The organism is Pseudomonas sp. BF-R-26 (assembly GCF_019947395.1).
Lineage (GTDB): Bacteria > Pseudomonadota > Gammaproteobacteria > Pseudomonadales > Pseudomonadaceae > Aquipseudomonas > Aquipseudomonas farris.
Map to the genome: position 1 here is coordinate 52,452 of NZ_JAGYGK010000013.1, position 16,628 is coordinate 69,079.

Below are 16,628 nucleotides of genomic sequence, written 5' to 3' on the forward strand. Positions count from 1 at the left end.
TCCAAAACCGCGCTCAGCGATAAACCGGGAAGTCCGCGCACAGGGCCGCCACTTGCTGCGCGACATTGGCCTCGACATCGGCGTCGCCGAGGTTGTCGAGGATGTCGCAGATCCAGCCGGCCAGTTCAGTGCACTGGGTAACCTTGAAGCCACGAGTGGTCACCGCCGGGGTGCCGATACGCAGGCCGGAGGTCACGAACGGCGACTGTGGATCATTCGGGACAGCGTTCTTGTTCACAGTGATGTGGGCGCGACCGAGTGCTGCGTCCGCCTCTTTGCCGGTGAGGCCCTGACGGATCAGGCTGACCAGGAACAGGTGGTTATCGGTGCCGCCGGACACTACATCGTAGCCGCGTTTGATAAATACGCCGGCCATGGCCTGGGCGTTGTCGATCACTTGTTGCTGGTAAGCCTTGAAGCCAGGCTCCAACGCTTCCTTGAAGCACACCGCCTTACCGGCGATCACGTGCATCAGCGGGCCGCCCTGAGCACCCGGGAAGACTGCCGCGTTGAGCTTCTTCTCGATTTCTTCGTTGGACTTGCACAGGATCAGGCCGCCACGTGGACCGCGCAGGGTCTTGTGGGTGGTGGTGGTGACCACATCGGCATACGGCAGCGGATTCGGGTACAGACCGGCAGCGACCAGACCGGCGACGTGAGCCATGTCGACGAACAGCAGCGCACCGACCTTGTCAGCGATCTGGCGGAAGCGTGGGAAGTCGAGGGTCTTGGAGTAGGCCGAGAAGCCGGCGACGATCATCTTCGGCTTGCATTCGACGGCCAGGCGCTCCACTTCGTCGTAATCGATCAGACCGGTTTTGGTGTCGATACCGTACTGCACGGCGTTGTACAGCTTGCCCGAGGACGACACCTTGGCACCGTGGGTCAGGTGACCACCGTGGGCCAGGCTCATGCCCAGAATGGTGTCGCCGGCTTGCAGCAGGGCCAGGTACACGGCGCTGTTGGCCGAGGAACCGGAGTGCGGCTGCACGTTGGCGTAATCGGCGCCGAACAGTTGCTTGGCGCGTTCGATGGCCAGGGCTTCAACCTTGTCCACGTGCTCGCAACCACCGTAGTAGCGCTTGCCCGGATAGCCTTCGGCGTACTTGTTGGTCAGGCCGCTGCCCTGCGCTTCCATGACGCGTTTGCTGGTGTAGTTCTCTGACGCGATCAGCTCGATGTGATCTTCCTGGCGTTGCTCCTCGGCATTCATCGCCGCCAGCAGTGCATCGTCGTAACCCTTGATCTGGTCTTGCTTGCTGAACATCGCGTCTCTCCCAGCGGCATCTATGCGCCATTCGTCTCGGTAAGGCACTGGCGTTACGGCAGTGCCCTTTGGATGCGATGGTATGACCGGCGCAGACAGGTCAAATGCCTATGGACGCCACGCAAAGGTGCGTTTACGACATGGGCCAGAAAGGCAGGACCAGGGAAGGCTCTTGTGGCGAAGGAGCTTGCTCCCGCTCGGCTGCGCAGCAGTCGTAAAAACGACCAACACGATCAACCTGACGAACCGCATGCACTGGGTTTGGGGCTGCTACGCAGCCCAGCGGGAGCAAGCTCCCTCGCCACAAGAGTATGGGGCTCAGGCGATGAGTTGGCGCAAGGCCAGAAGCACGAGGAAATGCGCGGGATAGAGCGCGTAAGCCCAGCGACGCATCGGCGGTGGCCGGATGCCTTGGGCATGTCGCAAGAGCAACAGCCCCAGCAATGGCGCAATCAGACAAGCGGCAATGCCGAGCATCGCTGCGCTGCTATGAAGTCGTGCAGCGTAATACAGCACTTGCCATTGATTGGCCGCCAGACAGACCAGCCCCGGCAGCAGGCTGAAATACCAGGGCCGTTGGATCACCAGCAACATCGCCAGCGGCAACAGCACGCCGAAGAACCCGAACATCAGTCGCTCCGGGAACAGTGCTGCCAGCAACAAGGCACCGGCCGCCAATAGTCGCGATTGAAGCATCCTGTTCTGCCAGCCACGGGCGACCAACAAACCCAGAACCAACGTGGGCAACACGTTCAAGGTGTTGTGATCAGGAATGTACATCCGGTAGGGAATTTCGCTCAGAGCGCTAAACAGCAACAACCAACCGAGGTAACGCCACTGGCCATCCGTCGTTACTGCACGGGTTCGCGACAGGTTCGCCGCCATCGCCAGACAGAACCACGGGAACGCCAACCTACCCGGCACATACAGCAGATCGATGGAATAACCGACATATCGCAGGTGATCGAGCACCATGCTCAGCAGCGCGAGCCACTTGAGCAGATCCAGCGCCCCATCCCGTTGCGTCATGTGCATAATTGCCCGTCAACCGTGTATTTTTCTGACAGCAACATCCCGTGTGCTCCCCGGACGATCTTCGGTAAAGTGCGCACCATCATTGACCACGAAGCTCTTCACCATAAGAGCCTCGATTACGGAAGCCGGCCATGACCGATAAGAGCCAACAATTCGCCAGCGACAACTATTCCGGTATCTGCCCTGAAGCCTGGGCTGCCATGGAACAGGCCAACCACGGCCACCAGCGCGCTTATGGCGACGATGAGTGGACCGCACGCGCAGCGGATCAATTCCGCAAACTGTTCGAAACCGACTGCGAAGTGTTCTTCGCCTTCAACGGCACCGCGGCCAACTCATTAGCCCTGTCATCACTGTGCCAGAGTTATCACAGCGTGATCTGCTCGGAAACCGCCCACGTCGAAACCGACGAATGCGGCGCACCGGAGTTTTTCTCCAACGGCTCCAAGCTGCTCATCGCCCGCACCGAGAACGGCAAGCTGACGCCGGAATCGATCCGCGAAATCGCCCTCAAGCGCCAGGATATCCACTACCCGAAACCGCGCGTCGTGACCCTGACCCAGGCTACCGAAGTCGGTAGCGTGTACACCCCGGCCGAAATCCGCGCCATCAGCGCCACCTGCAAAGAACTGGGCCTGAACCTGCATATGGACGGCGCACGCTTCTCCAATGCCTGTGCGTATCTGGGCTGCTCACCAGCCGACCTGACCTGGAAGGCCGGCGTTGACGTGTTGTGCTTCGGCGGCACGAAAAACGGCATGGCGGTGGGCGAAGCGATTCTGTTCTTCAACCACAAACTGGCCGAAGACTTCGATTACCGCTGCAAACAGGCCGGTCAACTGGCGTCGAAGATGCGCTTCCTCTCGGCGCCGTGGGTCGGGATTCTGGAAAACGATGCCTGGCTCAAATACGCCCGCCACGCCAACCACTGCGCGCAGCTGCTGGCCGAACTGGTGAGCGACATTCCGGGCGTGGAACTGATGTTCCCGGTACAGGCCAACGGCGTGTTCCTGCAACTGTCGGAACCGGCCATTGCCGCATTGACTGCCAAGGGCTGGCGCTTCTACACCTTCATCGGCAACGGCGGCGCACGGTTCATGTGCTCGTGGGACACCGAAGAAGAACGCGTGCGCGAATTGGCGACGGATATTCGGGAAGTCATGGCAGCCTGACGCCCCAAGCTTTTGTGGCGAGGGAGCTTGCTCCCGCTCGGCTGCGCAGCAGTCGTAAAAACCAACCAACGCGGTCTGCCTGACAGACCGCATGCTCAGGCTTTGGGGCTGCTGCGCAACCCAACGGGGGCAAGCCCCCTCGCCACAAAAAGCCCTGATGCAAAATGCCCCGCAAGAGTTGGTCTACATTGACTGGCGAGCCGTTTCGATCCGCTCAGATAACAACAATCAGGAGCGTACGCATGTCATTACAAGGCAAAACCCTGTTCATCACCGGCGCCAGCCGTGGCATTGGGCGTGAGATTGCGCTGCGGGCAGCGAAGGACGGGGCCAACATCGTGATTGCCGCCAAAAGCGCCACTCCTCACCCCAAACTGCCTGGCACCATCTTCAGCGTGGCGGCGGAGGTTGAAGCCGCGGGCGGCAAGGCGTTGGCTTTGCAGGTGGATGTGCGTGATGAAGTTGCTGTGCGCCAGGCCATGACCGACGCCAGTGCACATTTCGGCGGCATCGATGCGCTGATCAACAATGCCGGGGCGATCAAGCTGACCGGCGTGCAACACATCGAACTCAAGCGCTTCGACCTGATGCATCAGATCAACACCCGCGCCGTGCTCCTTTGCAGCCAGGCTGCCCTGCCCTATCTGAAAAAATCCGCCGGGCACATCCTCAACCTGTCACCACCGCTGAACCTGGCCACCAAGTGGTTCGCCCAGTACAGCCCTTACACGGTGACCAAATACGGCATGAGCATGCTGACTTTGGGCATGAATGAGGAGTTCGCCTCCTACGGCATCAGCGTTAATTCCCTGTGGCCGCAGACCATGATCGCCACTGCCGCCATCGAGTTTCAGCTGGGGTCACGCGAGTCGTTCAAGCATGCGCGTTCGCCGGCAATTATGGCGGATGCTGCTTACGCGATTCTGGATAGCAGTGGCCGCAGCATTACCGGGCGCTTGCTGATTGATGAGGAGATTCTGCGGGAGCATGGCGTGACCGAATTCGATCATTACCGCTTTGAGCCCGGCACCCAAGACAAGCTGATGCCAGACTTGTTTGTGGACTGAAATACCAACCATTGTGGGGGCGGGCTTGCTCGCGAAAGCGGTGTGTCAGGCAACATCAATGTTGACTGCGCTGCCGTCTTCGCGAGCAAGCCCGCTCCCACAGGTTCAAAACTCGATCCGCACATCGCCCTTCGGCACGCTGCAGCACGACAGGATGAACCCTTCGGCTTCGTCTTCCTCGGTAATCCCGCCGTTGTGGTCCATTTCGACCTCGCCCCCCAGCTTCATCACCTTGCAGGTCCCGCAGATCCCCATCCCGCAGGCTTTCGGAATCAGCAGGCCAAGCTTGGCCGCCGCCGCATGCACGGTTTCGCCCGGCGCCACGCGAATGCTTTTGCCGGACGCGGTGAATTCGACCTGATGCAGGTCGGCAACGTCGACTTCCGGTGCATCTGCTGCGATTTCGGCTTGTTCCACCGCGTCGGCACGGGCTTCCGCTGGTGTCGCACCAAAGGATTCCTCGTGATAACGCGTCATGTCGAAACCGGCCGTCTCGAGCATGCGCTTGACCGCGTTCATGTATGGGGTCGGGCCGCAGCAGAAGACTTCACGCTCAAGGAAGTCCGGCGCCATCAGTTCGAGCATCTTGTGATTCAGGTAACCGCGATAACCGGCCCACGGCTCGCCTAGACCATGTTTCTCGCAAATCAGGTGCAGGCTGAAGTTATCGATCCGCGACGCCATGTGTTCCAGCTCGCGATGATAAATGATGTCTTTGGGCGACCGGGCGCTGTGGATAAACACCATGTCGACGTTGCCGTTGGTGTCGTAGAACCAGCGAGCCATCGACATAACGGGCGTGATGCCAACGCCACCGCTGAGGTAGAGCACTTTCGGCGCGGTGAAATCCATGGCGTTGAACAGCCCGACCGGCCCGTGTACCGCCAGTTCCTGGCCTTCATGCAGGGTGTCGTGCAACCAGTTGGACACCTTGCCACCCGGCACGCGCTTGATGGTCACCGAAAAGCTGTACGGCACCGACGGCGAGCTGGAAATGGTGTAGGAGCGCATAATCGGCACGCCGTCGATTTCCAGCTCCAGGGTGACGAACTGCCCGGGCTTGAAAAAGAACAGGATTGGCTGGTCGGCCATAAAGCAGAAGGTGCGCACATCCCAGGTTTCCTGGATGACTTTGACGCAACGGACAATATGTCGACCATTGGCCCAGGTCTGGGTGGTTACCGGGTTCAGGAAGCTGTTGGACATGCTGATCTCCACGGCCGACTGCCGGCCTTCATGTTGGCGATTCTGCGTATAGCGCAGCCCCTCCATTTACCTATCTGCGACATTCACATACTTATCGCGACCAGCCCCCAATTACCGGGGGTTGCGCGTCGGGAACAGATTGGGCCATGTCGCCCATGGATAAGGTTCTGGCGAGCGCCGGCCCCACACTCGCCCCATACCAAGACACAACCTTTACACCTTGCGTAGCAAACCTGATCAGCCACTTTCGCGGCCACGCAGATGGCCTTGAGGAAACACACGATGGACGTCACCACTACCCTGAGCCTGGGCGATCCACTGGAACCCGCACGCAAGGCCACCGCGCAGATGCTGCAAGAGCGCGAGCGCACTTTCTCGCTGCCGCAGCCGTTTTACTCTGACGAGCGGCTGTTTGATATCGACATGCAGGAAATCTTTCAGAAAGAGTGGCTGATCGCCGGCATGACCTGCGAAATCCCGACCAAGGGCAACTACCTGACCCTGCAAGTCGGCAAGAACCCGATCATCGTGATTCGTGGCGCCGACGGCGTGGTCCATGCGTTCCACAACGTATGCCGTCACCGCGGTTCGCGGCTGTGCACCAGTGAAAAAGGCAAAGTCGCCAAACTGGTCTGCCACTACCACCAGTGGACGTATGAGCTGGACGGTCGCCTGCTGTTCGCCGGCACCGAAATGGGCGCCGACTTCGACATGAAGCAGTACGGCTTGAAGCCTGTGAATGTGAAAACCGCTGGCGGTTACATCTTCATCAGCCTGTCGGAGAACCCGCCGGCCATTGATGACTTCCTGTCGACGCTGAACCATTACATGGAACCGTACGACATGGAGAACACCAAGGTGGCGATCCAGACCACCTTGTTCGAAAAGGCCAACTGGAAACTGGTGCTGGAAAACAACCGCGAGTGCTACCACTGCAACGCGTCGCACCCGGAACTGTTGAAAACCCTGCTGGAATGGGACGACGTCACCGACCCGCGTGCCGACCAGGCCTTCAAGGACCACGTCGCTGCTTCGGCCGCTGCCTGGGAAGCCGAGAAGATCCCTTACGCCCACGCCAGTTTCGGCCTGCGTAACCGTATCGTGCGCATGCCGCTGCTCAAGGGCACCGTGTCGATGACGATCGACGGCAAGCAGGGCTGCAAAAAACTCATGGGCCGGATCCAGAACCCGGACCTGGGCTCGATGCGCATCCTGCACCTGCCGCACTCGTGGAACCACTGCATGGGCGACCACATCATCGTGTTCACCGTGTGGCCGATCAGTGCTCAGGAAACCATGGTCACCACCAAGTGGATCGTCCACAAGGACGCGGTCGAAGGCGTGGACTACGACGTGGAGCGCATGCGCCAGGTCTGGGATGCGACCAACGACCAGGACCGTCGCCTGGCCGAAGAAAACCAGCGCGGGATCAACTCCACCGCGTACCAGCCAGGGCCTTACTCCAAGACCTATGAGTTTGGCGTGGTGAACTTCGTGGATTGGTACAGCGAGCGTCTGCTGAACAACCTGGGGGCCGAGCCTGCGCCGTACCTCAAAGGTGTTCCGGTTCAAGGCTAAGAGCAAAAGCATCGCGGGCAAGCCCGCTCCCACAAGGATCGGCGGCGTACACAGATTTTGTGAACACCCCCATCACTGTGGGAGCGGGCTTGCCCGCGATGAGGCCAACACGGTCACCCCGTTAACTCGAAGACCACCGCACCGACCCATCCTCCCCAATAAACGTTTCTTCGATGTTCTCCCCCACCAGCCGCACCTTCACATAACCGTTCAACACCCGATCCGGGTACGCCTCATCCCGCGCATTTTCCGTTTCCGACCACAGCACCCGCGCATGCCCGTTCAGCTCGCTGGCATTGCCGTAGGGAATCGCCCCGTGCCCGGCGCAGCGCGCATGCAACCCGCCTTGAGCGGCGTAGCAGATGCCGTTGTGCAAATGCCCCCAATACCAGTAATCCGGCTCACGGCCCAAGGCATCGCACACCGGTTGATACAGCGCCGTCTTGTTGTGCCCGGAAATGTCGAAGCCCTGGTGATGACTGAGCACCATGATCTTCTTGCGCTGAGGCAGGTCTTTCATCCAGTCGATCTGCTCCTTGTTCAGTGCACCGTCCATGTACAGGTTGATCGCATCCGAGGCGTAAGCCGTGTCGAGCCCGATCACCAGCCAGTCATCGTTGTACAACGCAAAATAACTGGTGCCCTGCTGCGCCGGGAAACGCTTGGCCAGTTCCTTGAAATAGCCATGGGCACCGCTGTACATCTCGTGATTGGAGTTGAGGGTGAACGAGCCGTGCTTGCCCATGGGCCAGCCGACCATGTCGACGTCTTCCTGGGAGCGGGTGCCGGCGTAATACACATCCCCCAGATGAATGGTGAAGTCAGCCTGGGCCAGTTGCATCTGGTTGGCCACCGACACCGCCGGAGCATGGCTGTCGAACGGCCCGGTGCCCCAGTCGCCGGCGATGGCCAGGGTCACGTCACTGTCCATGCGCATCAGCGCCGGGTTGGTGGCGAACGGCGCGTGATGCCGCAGGTTCTCGATCCATTTGAGCAACGCCTCGCTCCACAACAGATCCAGCAGCTCCCATTTGCGACAACCGAGCAGGCTGCCGTCCTTGAGCACTCGGGTTTGCAGCTCGTCTACCGATTGCGGCAAGGGGCTGGCGTTGCCGATGTGCAGGATCGACAAGCCGTGGGACAACTCCCACGGCACACTCGGCTGATCGTCTGGCATATCGCCGTGCTTGAGCACGTATTGCGCCTGATCGTGACCCCGTTGCAGCAGCGCGACGATGGCTTCGAACTCCTCCGGTTCAAGCTCGCTGACGAGCTTCTTCCAGGCCATTTCCAGGCGAGTGAACAAGCCGTGAAAGCGTAGCTTGACCTTGTCGTACTCGTGTTCCCAATGACTGACCAATGACATGTCGTTTTCCTCCATCCGTAGTGGAATTACAGGGTTTTCATGAACTCGATGAGCGCCCGCTTATCGAGTTCCGACAGCTGCGTGCCGTACAGGTGGCCGCCGTTGTGGTTGCCCTCCAGACGGGTGTCGTATTTGAAGTCCGCCGAGGCTTTCATCTGCGCGCCACTGGTGACGAAGCCGACCTTGTCCGGGTCGTACACATCGGAGCCGGTGAAGAACACCAGCGGCCTCTTTTCCGGTGGTTGCAGCAAGTCCCACAGGGTCGGTACCGAACCGTTATGCAGATACGGCGCGCGTAACCAGACGCCGTCGGTGGGCGTGTTGCTGTAGCTCTGGGTTTTGCGATAGGCGCCAAAGTCGAACGGTGATTTCTTGAAGCCATGGAAAGCCGTCACTAAACCATTGGTGAACGAGTTGAGCCGATGGGGATCGGTGCCCAGTTCCTCAATGTTGGTGGTGACCTGACCGGTGCCGGTGCGACCGAAATCGTGGCAACCGGCGCAGTTGTTTTCCCAGACCGGTTTGCCCTGTGCGACCTTGGCCTTATCCAGCGCAAACGGCCATGTTGGTGCTTTGTGGCCCAGCAACCAGTTGGTCACCCGGTTGAAACTGGCCGGCAGCACCGACTCCGGCGTTGCGCCCACGGCCATGGCCGCCGCGTAGTTGCGCTCATGGATGTCGTTGTTGTTGCCGTCCCAGTGCAGGTACAGCGACTCCCGAGGCTTCTGGTTCCAGACTTGCGGCAAGTCGACCGTGCCGATGGTCGAGTCATCCGGGAAGCCGAACACCACCATTTTTGTCGGGTTGAAAGTGTCGGTGCGCCCCGGCCCTTGCGGCGCGCGCAGGCGTTGCCAGGCATAGGCCTGCTTCTGCTTGACCAGCGCGCTCGTGGCCATCGGAATGATCACGTAGCGGTTGTACAACCGCTCGAAGAACCCGAGCTGGAACTTGCTGTTGATCGCCGTCATCACCGCGTCTGGGGTGAATTTCGGATCGCTGGCGCAATTGTAGGCGAACCACTGGAAGGCCTGCAGTTGCAGGGTATTGGCCGGCGCGGTGGCCACCGGGATGGCGACGTCGCTGGTATTGGCCCGGTAGGAACCGGTGTGACACAGGGCGCAGTTGGGCTCTACGGTCGGGTAGCCGATCTGCCGCTTGGCCATGCCGATCGGCAGGTCCTTGCCATTCTCGTAGAGGAAACCGAAGACTTCATAGCCGCCGGGTTTCGGCAGTTTATCCGGGCACATTTGCGGCAATACGGCGAACAGGTAATAGGGAATCCGCGCTTCGATGCCTAGGCCGATGGCGCCGTATTTGTAGTGATCCTCATCGGAGGCGTATTGCTCTTCCGGTACCACCCGCAGCATCTGGTACCAGGTCTCATAGCCGATAAACCCCAACGCCAGCACCACGACCAGTGTGGCAACCTTGAAGCTGTGCCGCTGCCAGCGTCGCGCCCACGCTGCGCGCCACTCATGCCAGCCGTCGCGAAGCAACGCCAAGGGCCGATTGGCCGGCGCGCTGCCCCGGTACAACAGAATCCCGAGGATCAGGAACATGCTCAGATCACCCAGTAGCATCGGCACAAATACCTGTGCCTGGTTGCTGGTGTTGATCAGGTAGATCCAGAACGCAACGGCGACCAATCGCGACAGCACGCATAGCCATGAATGCACGACGTATCTTGGTGCGTTGAAGCCAGACGGTATGTAGAACAGGCTGATCCCCACCAACAGCATGCCGGCGTTTTCCAGCCACGGATCGGAGAGCTGCGGCGGCATCCCGAGCATTGAGGTCAGCAACGCCGGCGCAAACAGCGCCGGAATCGCGAAAACCATGTTCATCACAATGCCTAGCCAGATGAAGCGTTGAAACCAGCGGATGTAACTGTCCATGGCATCCATTTCCTTTTGTCCATTTCGAGCGCGACACCACTCCCGTAGGAGCTGCCGCAGGCTGCGATCTTTTGATCTTGTTTTTTAAAGCAAAGTCAAAAGATCGCAGCCTGCGGCAGCTCCTACAGGGGTTGCGTCAACCCTGAGCGGTTTTCTCCAGGTGTTGCAGGATGATCGGGTACACATCGAGCACCGCATTCTTTCCGAACATGCAGTCGATATGCCCGTAACCCGGCACCACATGGCGGCTGTAGCGCTCCGGCCCATGGACTTTGCACACGCGCTCATAGGTCTTGAGCGTGCTTTCCGGCAGGTAGCACTGGTTGTCTTCGCCGCTGATGAAGCAGATCGGCATGGTCAGCCGGTCGAAGTGCGGCATGTAGACGTCCTGGCCCTTGAAGTCCACCAGATGACCTTTGCGCAGGATCAACGCCAAGTGCTCGAAGGTCTGCATGTTCGATTCGCCGAACAGCTCATGCAGGTTGTCATGCAGGGTCTCGTTGAGCGTGTCGTGGCGGTACAACGACGCGTACATGAAGGTGATGCGATGGCACACCGGGTTGGTGCAGTAGCCCTGAGCCTCGATGCGGGCATACCCGTTGAGAGCCTTGTCGTAGAGCTTGTTGAACCAGCTCTCCTTGTTGTCGGCATACGCGGTGAGGGATTTGATGCCGATGGCGTCAAGCATCCCCGGAAGGTGCAGACCTGCCTTGAGCCCGGTTGCCGTGGCGACCACCGTATCCGCGGCGATCTGCGAACACACCACCGAACGCACGCCCTGCAATCCGGCCAGCAGCGACATGAAGAAAGTCGTCGCGCCGTAGCAATGCACCACGCATTGCACGTCCGCGGCCTTGGTTGCTTGCTGGATCTGCGCGATGGCGGCCTTGAAGTCGTACTGCGCAATCTGGTCGCCATTCCATTCCTTCTTGCTCGCGGGCAACAGAATGCTCACTCGCAAATCCAGCAACCAGACGTCGTACTCGTGCTTGCACAGGTACTCCAGCAGGTTGGTCTGGATGGTGTCGGTGGAGAAAATATTCGAACCCACGCCCAAGCCATGCACCAGCATCACCGGCCCTTTGCTGCCACCCTGATAGCGGGTCAGGCGTAGCTGTACGTTGTCTTCAGTCTGGAAGAAATGCACGCTCGGGGTCGGCGCATCCAGCGGGCGCTTCTGCCGAGGCGGCGCATCGGGGTTGAAGTAGATGTCACCCGCGAACACCCCGCCGTAGCTCTCCCACAAGATGCCGGCGAAGAACTTGCCGAACCGCGCCAGCCCGTCGATGCGCTCGCGTTCGTTGCGGGCATTGAGCACCTTCATGGTGGTCATCTGCTTGGCGAAATCGACTGGATGGATGTGCATTACACCCGAACCAATCACTTCACCGGTCTTGTCCGATCCGCGATACAGCGTCACATAGAGGGTGCTGGTGTCGTGCCAGACGTTCAGCACGCCGTTGTCTTCGGGCACCGTTTTGAACGCACTGAAGTAATAATCGCTGCCGTCCTCGGCGGTCAGTTTCATGTCGTATTTCATGTGCCGCACGCCGACCTGTTCCTGATATTCCTCGAACAGATTGAATACGCCATTGCTGGCGGTCAGCGGTTCCGGCGACAGGCCCGGCGCATTGAGCGTGCCGACCAGCGTCGCGGCGTGTTGCGGCTCCTTGATCATGCGGTTGAGGTCGTTGGCGGTGATGGTCAGGGTGAACTCGATCGGCGAGTTCTCTGACTCGCCGCGTTTGGCCGCCGCCTCGTAGAGTTTGAGATCAGTGCCTTGAGGCTGGGTGAAGTCCTTGGAGAAATAGCCCTTCATGGTTTCGGTGAACTGCACGCCGAGGGTTGGCGGCGCCACCTGTTTGCGCGGCGCCGAGGGCAGCGTGTAGTCGATGTGCCAACCGCGATCGGCCGCCAGCAGGCCCATGTTGCGCTCGCTCACGGCGGAAATGGTCAGCAGCGGATTGACCGCCAGGGAGGTCGGAATCACCGCGCCGTCGGTCACGTACAACCCGGCATAGACATTGGTGCCACTGGTACTGCTGAACACCTGGCCCTTGTGGTTGACCACGCCTTGCTCCGCGTCCTCGCCCATGACGCAACCGCCCAACGGGTGGACGGAAACGATGCTGTGTTTGAGCAGCTCGGTCCAGATCGGATTCTCGACCCAGATCCCGCCTAATGCCTTGGTGCTCTGGTGCAGACGCTCGTTACCGAGTTTGACGTTTTCCTGCTCGCCAACACCCGGCCAATCGATGCGCAGCTGATCCTTGCTGTCGAGCACCATGCGACCCTTGCCGTCGTCGTGGCTCATGATCAGGTAGGTCTGCATGTTATGCAGGGCGCCGTGATACGGGCCGCGCAGGAAGCTTTCGGTTTCTCGCTCGGCGTACTTGAGCTTGCCGCTGAAGCTGTCATCGGTGGGCTTGCCGATCAACCCGGCGAACGCGGCCATGCTCGGCACCATGGGCCGGCCGAGCGCGCCGGGGATCGAGCCTTCTTCGATGACCATGCGGCTGCGCCAGTCGCCTTCGGTGCGCATGTCGATGATCGAGGTGATGCACGGGCCGACCGGTTTCATTTCACTGGCCGGGTGCGCGCCGAAACCGATGCCGTTGATCGCTTGGTCGCAGTTGTGGCCGAAACCGAGAATGTCACCGTTGCCGCTCATGTTCTCGCCGAGCTGATCGGACGTCGCCAGACCTTTGTCCCGAGAACGCAGGAGGATTTCGGTGGAACCCAAGGTGCCCGCCGAAACCACGACGACGTCAGCCTTGACGAATAGCGTCGGTGCCGAGAACTTCTCGCGGCCGCTGTCCAGGTATTGGAAATGCACGATCCAGCCGTCGCCGTCGCCGTCGCGCTCCAGGTGCCGCACCTCGGCCTGGCAGAAAATCTCCGCGCCGTGGTTCCAGGCGTCCGGCAGGTAATTCATCAGCGTGGTGTTCTTGGCCTTGTTGTTACAGCCCGACACGCAGTCGCCGCAGTGGTTGCACGGTAATTGCTCGACGCCGACATGGTTGAGGTTGTTCGGCAGCTTGTCGAAGGTCACGTTGATCGGCGGCTTGTAGAAATGCGCACCTTGCTTGAGGTAGTCCGCAGACTTTTTGTTGGCGTCTAGTTTGGGCAGGTTCGGTGCGGTACTCGGGTATGGATTGGGCTTGAGCATCTCCCGAGCCCGGGCGTACCCATCCTTAAGCAGCGTGTCGCGGTGTTCACGCACCGCCAGCGGCCAGCGCGGATCGTCGAACACGCCGGGCTCCGGTTCCAGAGCGACGTTAGCGTTGATCAGCGACGTGCCGCCCAAGCCGCAACCGACCACCACGTTCTGCTGGGCATTGACGTGCAGGTCGAACAACCCGGTGCGCGAACCGATATGCCCGTCCGGGTCATGGACTTGCAGTTCTTCAGTGGCCGCCAGCATCGTATTAGGGTATTCGCCGGGCTGGATTTCCCGGCCTCGCTCCAGCAGACACACCCGCTTGCCGGCCCGGGACAGGCGCGACGCCGCGATCCCGCCGCCGTAGCCGGAGCCGATGACGATCACGTCGTAATGTTCCTTGATATCACTGATGGGCGTGGCGATCCGTGTCATGGGTCATTTCCTCTCAGGCAGATGGGCAACTCTGTGGTTGCCTGCAATCGATAGACGAACAAACGCCTGGTCACCGGGCACGGTCGGGCCTCAATGGCAGCAGCGTCAGGGGATGGGGAAAGGCTTCAGGCGCTATAGACGAGCGCGCTGATTGGTGGCGCGACGATGAATCCGTTTACGCAGCAAGGTGGCGGGTGTCGGTACACAGGTCATGCAGGGGCTGGGGTGCGAATGTGGCTGCGAGCGATGTGGCTGGCTATCCATCACGCGTTCTCCCTGAACCAATGTGGATAAGTGACGGCTGTCCTTGTGCCATGAGAGTGAAGACAGACGACAGATTGAAGTCAAGGTAGTGCCTTAGAACTGTATGAAATCTGATCTATCGCGTTGTGGCCTATATGGGCCGTGGCTTGCAGGGTTTAGCGAACAAGTTATCCACATCTCCACCCACAGCTATTGGGGACAACTGTGGATGACGGGCTAAATTCATTCACAAAAAACCAAGAAAAACCGTGACTTATCCAGAAGCAGGGTTTTACGCAAGCATTGATCGTTTTTTGATCAGAAGTCTGCAGGCCACGGTTTATATGGCGTGTAGAGGATGGCGAACACCTTATCCACAGAAGCGCCAACAGACTTTGGGGGCAACTTTGCAGGTTCTGTGGAAAACCGCTGAAAGCCGCGAAAATTCAGGGTTTGCGGAAGGATCAGGGGGAGAAAAGGGTCAATTGAACATTATTTGATCAACCCACTAAAAGCCACGTTTTATATAGCCTGTAGCGGACAGCGAACATCTTATCCACAGAAGCGCCAACAGAGATTGGGGGCAAGTATCGGCTCACGAGCGAAGTTGTTCTGTGGAAAAAGCTCGAAAAAACCGTGGCTTACATTGGTTGTTTTTTGTACGGAAGGCTGGAGGACTTGATGGGCATGGGGTGTAGCGAGGGGCGAACATGTTATCCACAGAAGCACTAACAGGGATTGTGGGTAACGTGGGTGTGCACATAATCAGTGTTCGACACTGAACCCATGTGGGAGCGGCGGTGCGGCGATCCCACACGAACAGGGCTCAGCCTTAAGGCCGATACATCAAATAGGCTTCCCCCGTGACCCGAATCATTGGGTGGGGCGTGATCTGGCAGGTATCGACGATCCGGAAGCCATGGCGCTCATAAAACCGCCGGGCGCCGGTGTTCACCGCGTAGTCGATCAGGCTCAAGCCGTTGAGCTCCAACCGGTTGGCACGGTCGTAGGCGTAAGCGAGGAATTGTTTGCCCAAACCCTGATTGCGCCAGCCCTCATGCAGGGCCAGGCTCGAAATATACAGGGTGTCGGGGATTTCCATCGTGGCATACGGCGCCAGGACCGGATCGGTCACGGGAGCGGCCTGAGGGTCATGGCGCATCGCGTAGCTGTGCAGCATGCCGATGACCTTTCCCTCGGCCTGCGCGATCAGGCAGTTCTGATAGGAGAAATCAACGTCTTCACGTGCGTAACGACTGGCACCGACCTCCAGCAGGTCCTGGCCAGGCTGCGCCAGTTGGCTCCAGATGTAATCCGCCGCACCTTCTGATGAAATCTGAAACAAGCGAGCAATCTCCCGCGCATCCGCGCGCAGGGCCGAACGAAACTCAACTGCCATTTACCGGGCTCCACAGGACCGTTAGCGAACCACGCCTTCTTCAATCAGTAACTTGAGAATGGCTTCAGCGCCCGCCTGCGCGGTCACGCCCTTGAGCACCTGCCCGCCTCCGCCACTGGCCTTGGCCGTCGCGGCCTTCATGCGATCTGCACCGCTCTTGGCCTTGATCACTTTCAAGCGTTTGGGCCGTGGTTTGGCCGGTTGCAGCGTGGCCACCGCCAGCAGTTCATCGTCAATCACCTCGACTTCATCCGCCTGCAATACCCCGCGACGGGCCGGACCGTAGGCGCTCTGCCGAGGCTTGGGCGCTGCGTTATCCACAGTCGCCAGAAACGGCAGGCGCACTTTCAAGCGCCGACGCTGCCCACGAGGCAAGGCCTGCAGCACCAGCGCCGAACCACCGTCGATGGATTCGACCTGCGCCAACCCCACCACCAGCGGCCAGCCAAGACTTTCCGCCAACAGGAACGGCAACATGCCCGAGCCTTCACCGGTTTCCGCCTGACTGCCGGTCAGCACCACTTGCGCCCCGGCATCGCGCAAATACGCGGTCAATGCTGGCAGCGCGTCCGCACCTTCCGGTTGCTCCAGCACATGCAGCTGTTCCAGGCCCATGCCCAGATAAGCGCGCAGTGCCGGTTCCGCGACGTCGCCGGCATGCAGCACTTGCAGGTTATCCCCAGCCAGTTGCAAACCCAGTTCAACCGCCCGCGCATCCTGCTCGGCGCGGCGTGGCCGGCCGGAGGTCGGGTGGGCGCCGATGGACACCAGGCTGATGATTTTCGTGCTCATAACCCTTTCCTTT

12 protein-coding genes are annotated in these 16,628 nt (G+C 59.8%); 4 read left to right on the forward strand and 8 right to left on the reverse strand.

The genetic code is table 11. From position 1 onward, the window contains the following. Positions 1-13: 13 nt before the first annotated feature. Together glyA and KGB18_RS20060 are read right to left on the reverse strand one after the other, a co-directional pair. A complete protein-coding gene (gene glyA / locus KGB18_RS20055) occupies positions 14-1,267 on the reverse strand; it encodes a serine hydroxymethyltransferase (RefSeq protein WP_123719617.1) in 1,254 nt (417 codons plus the stop codon). 318 nt (positions 1,268-1,585) lie between these two features. Then, positions 1,586-2,302 carry a TraX family protein gene (locus tag KGB18_RS20060; protein ID WP_123719618.1) on the reverse strand — a complete coding sequence of 239 codons (717 nt, stop codon included), beginning with the start codon at positions 2,300-2,302 and terminating at the stop codon, positions 1,586-1,588. A 131-nt stretch (positions 2,303-2,433) separates the two neighbouring features. Here KGB18_RS20060 and KGB18_RS20065 point away from each other — a divergent pair, with 131 nt between their 5' ends. Together KGB18_RS20065 and KGB18_RS20070 are read left to right on the forward strand one after the other, a co-directional pair. Further along, positions 2,434-3,474 carry a low specificity L-threonine aldolase gene (locus tag KGB18_RS20065; RefSeq protein WP_123719619.1) on the forward strand — a complete coding sequence of 347 codons (1,041 nt, stop codon included), beginning with the start codon at positions 2,434-2,436 and terminating at the stop codon, positions 3,472-3,474. Between the two features lie 242 nt (positions 3,475-3,716). After that, positions 3,717-4,541: an SDR family oxidoreductase gene (locus KGB18_RS20070; protein ID WP_201061799.1), complete on the forward strand. Its 825-nt coding sequence runs from the start codon at positions 3,717-3,719 to the stop codon at positions 4,539-4,541. A gap of 105 nt (positions 4,542-4,646) precedes the next feature. Here the strand turns inward: KGB18_RS20070 and gbcB are convergent, their stop codons facing one another. Continuing rightward, a complete protein-coding gene (gene gbcB / locus KGB18_RS20075) occupies positions 4,647-5,747 on the reverse strand; it encodes a glycine-betaine demethylase subunit GbcB (RefSeq protein ID WP_123719621.1) in 1,101 nt (366 codons plus the stop codon). Positions 5,748-6,029: 282 nt separating this feature from the next. On the opposite strand from gbcB, the gene gbcA reads away from it, so the two are divergent. Beyond that, positions 6,030-7,325 (forward strand): glycine-betaine demethylase subunit GbcA, encoded by a 1,296-nt coding sequence (gene gbcA, locus KGB18_RS20080; RefSeq protein WP_030128547.1) that lies wholly within the window; start codon positions 6,030-6,032, stop codon positions 7,323-7,325. Positions 7,326-7,446: 121 nt separating this feature from the next. Here the strand turns inward: gbcA and KGB18_RS20085 are convergent, their stop codons facing one another. From KGB18_RS20085 to KGB18_RS20095, 3 genes are all read right to left on the reverse strand, one after another. Then, on the reverse strand, positions 7,447-8,691 hold the full coding sequence (locus KGB18_RS20085; RefSeq protein ID WP_223570369.1) for a metallophosphoesterase family protein: 1,245 nt from the start codon (positions 8,689-8,691) through the stop codon (positions 7,447-7,449). 26 nt (positions 8,692-8,717) lie between these two features. Continuing rightward, on the reverse strand, positions 8,718-10,586 hold the full coding sequence (locus KGB18_RS20090) for a c-type cytochrome (RefSeq protein ID WP_223570370.1): 1,869 nt from the start codon (positions 10,584-10,586) through the stop codon (positions 8,718-8,720). A 136-nt stretch (positions 10,587-10,722) separates the two neighbouring features. Next, on the reverse strand, positions 10,723-14,181 hold the full coding sequence (locus KGB18_RS20095; protein WP_223570371.1) for an alpha/beta fold hydrolase: 3,459 nt from the start codon (positions 14,179-14,181) through the stop codon (positions 10,723-10,725). A 512-nt stretch (positions 14,182-14,693) separates the two neighbouring features. Between KGB18_RS20095 and KGB18_RS20100 the strand changes: the two genes are divergently transcribed. Beyond that, positions 14,694-14,924 carry a hypothetical protein gene (locus tag KGB18_RS20100; RefSeq protein WP_201061793.1) on the forward strand — a complete coding sequence of 77 codons (231 nt, stop codon included), beginning with the start codon at positions 14,694-14,696 and terminating at the stop codon, positions 14,922-14,924. A gap of 332 nt (positions 14,925-15,256) precedes the next feature. Here the strand turns inward: KGB18_RS20100 and KGB18_RS20105 are convergent, their stop codons facing one another. Both KGB18_RS20105 and KGB18_RS20110 read right to left on the reverse strand, forming a co-directional pair. After that, entirely contained in the window at positions 15,257-15,823 is a 567-nt protein-coding gene (locus tag KGB18_RS20105) for a GNAT family N-acetyltransferase (protein WP_123719624.1), read from the reverse strand. Positions 15,824-15,844: 21 nt separating this feature from the next. After that, positions 15,845-16,615 (reverse strand): electron transfer flavoprotein subunit beta, encoded by a 771-nt coding sequence (locus KGB18_RS20110; RefSeq protein WP_030128552.1) that lies wholly within the window; start codon positions 16,613-16,615, stop codon positions 15,845-15,847. Positions 16,616-16,628 lie beyond the last annotated feature (13 nt).

What these genes read in the sequence shown, in the direction of transcription:
- glyA (WP_123719617.1), bottom strand. Translation starts at nt 1,267, where the DNA reads ATGTTCAGCAAGCAAGACCAGATCAAGGGTTACGACGATGCACTGCTG.
- KGB18_RS20060 (WP_123719618.1), bottom strand. Translation starts at nt 2,302, where the DNA reads ATGCACATGACGCAACGGGATGGGGCGCTGGATCTGCTCAAGTGGCTC.
- KGB18_RS20065 (WP_123719619.1), top strand. Translation starts at nt 2,434, where the DNA reads ATGACCGATAAGAGCCAACAATTCGCCAGCGACAACTATTCCGGTATC.
- KGB18_RS20070 (WP_201061799.1), top strand. Translation starts at nt 3,717, where the DNA reads ATGTCATTACAAGGCAAAACCCTGTTCATCACCGGCGCCAGCCGTGGC.
- gbcB (WP_123719621.1), bottom strand. Translation starts at nt 5,747, where the DNA reads ATGTCCAACAGCTTCCTGAACCCGGTAACCACCCAGACCTGGGCCAAT.
- gbcA (WP_030128547.1), top strand. Translation starts at nt 6,030, where the DNA reads ATGGACGTCACCACTACCCTGAGCCTGGGCGATCCACTGGAACCCGCA.
- KGB18_RS20085 (WP_223570369.1), bottom strand. Translation starts at nt 8,691, where the DNA reads ATGTCATTGGTCAGTCATTGGGAACACGAGTACGACAAGGTCAAGCTA.
- KGB18_RS20090 (WP_223570370.1), bottom strand. Translation starts at nt 10,586, where the DNA reads ATGGACAGTTACATCCGCTGGTTTCAACGCTTCATCTGGCTAGGCATT.
- KGB18_RS20095 (WP_223570371.1), bottom strand. Translation starts at nt 14,181, where the DNA reads ATGACACGGATCGCCACGCCCATCAGTGATATCAAGGAACATTACGAC.
- KGB18_RS20105 (WP_123719624.1), bottom strand. Translation starts at nt 15,823, where the DNA reads ATGGCAGTTGAGTTTCGTTCGGCCCTGCGCGCGGATGCGCGGGAGATT.
- KGB18_RS20110 (WP_030128552.1), bottom strand. Translation starts at nt 16,615, where the DNA reads ATGAGCACGAAAATCATCAGCCTGGTGTCCATCGGCGCCCACCCGACC.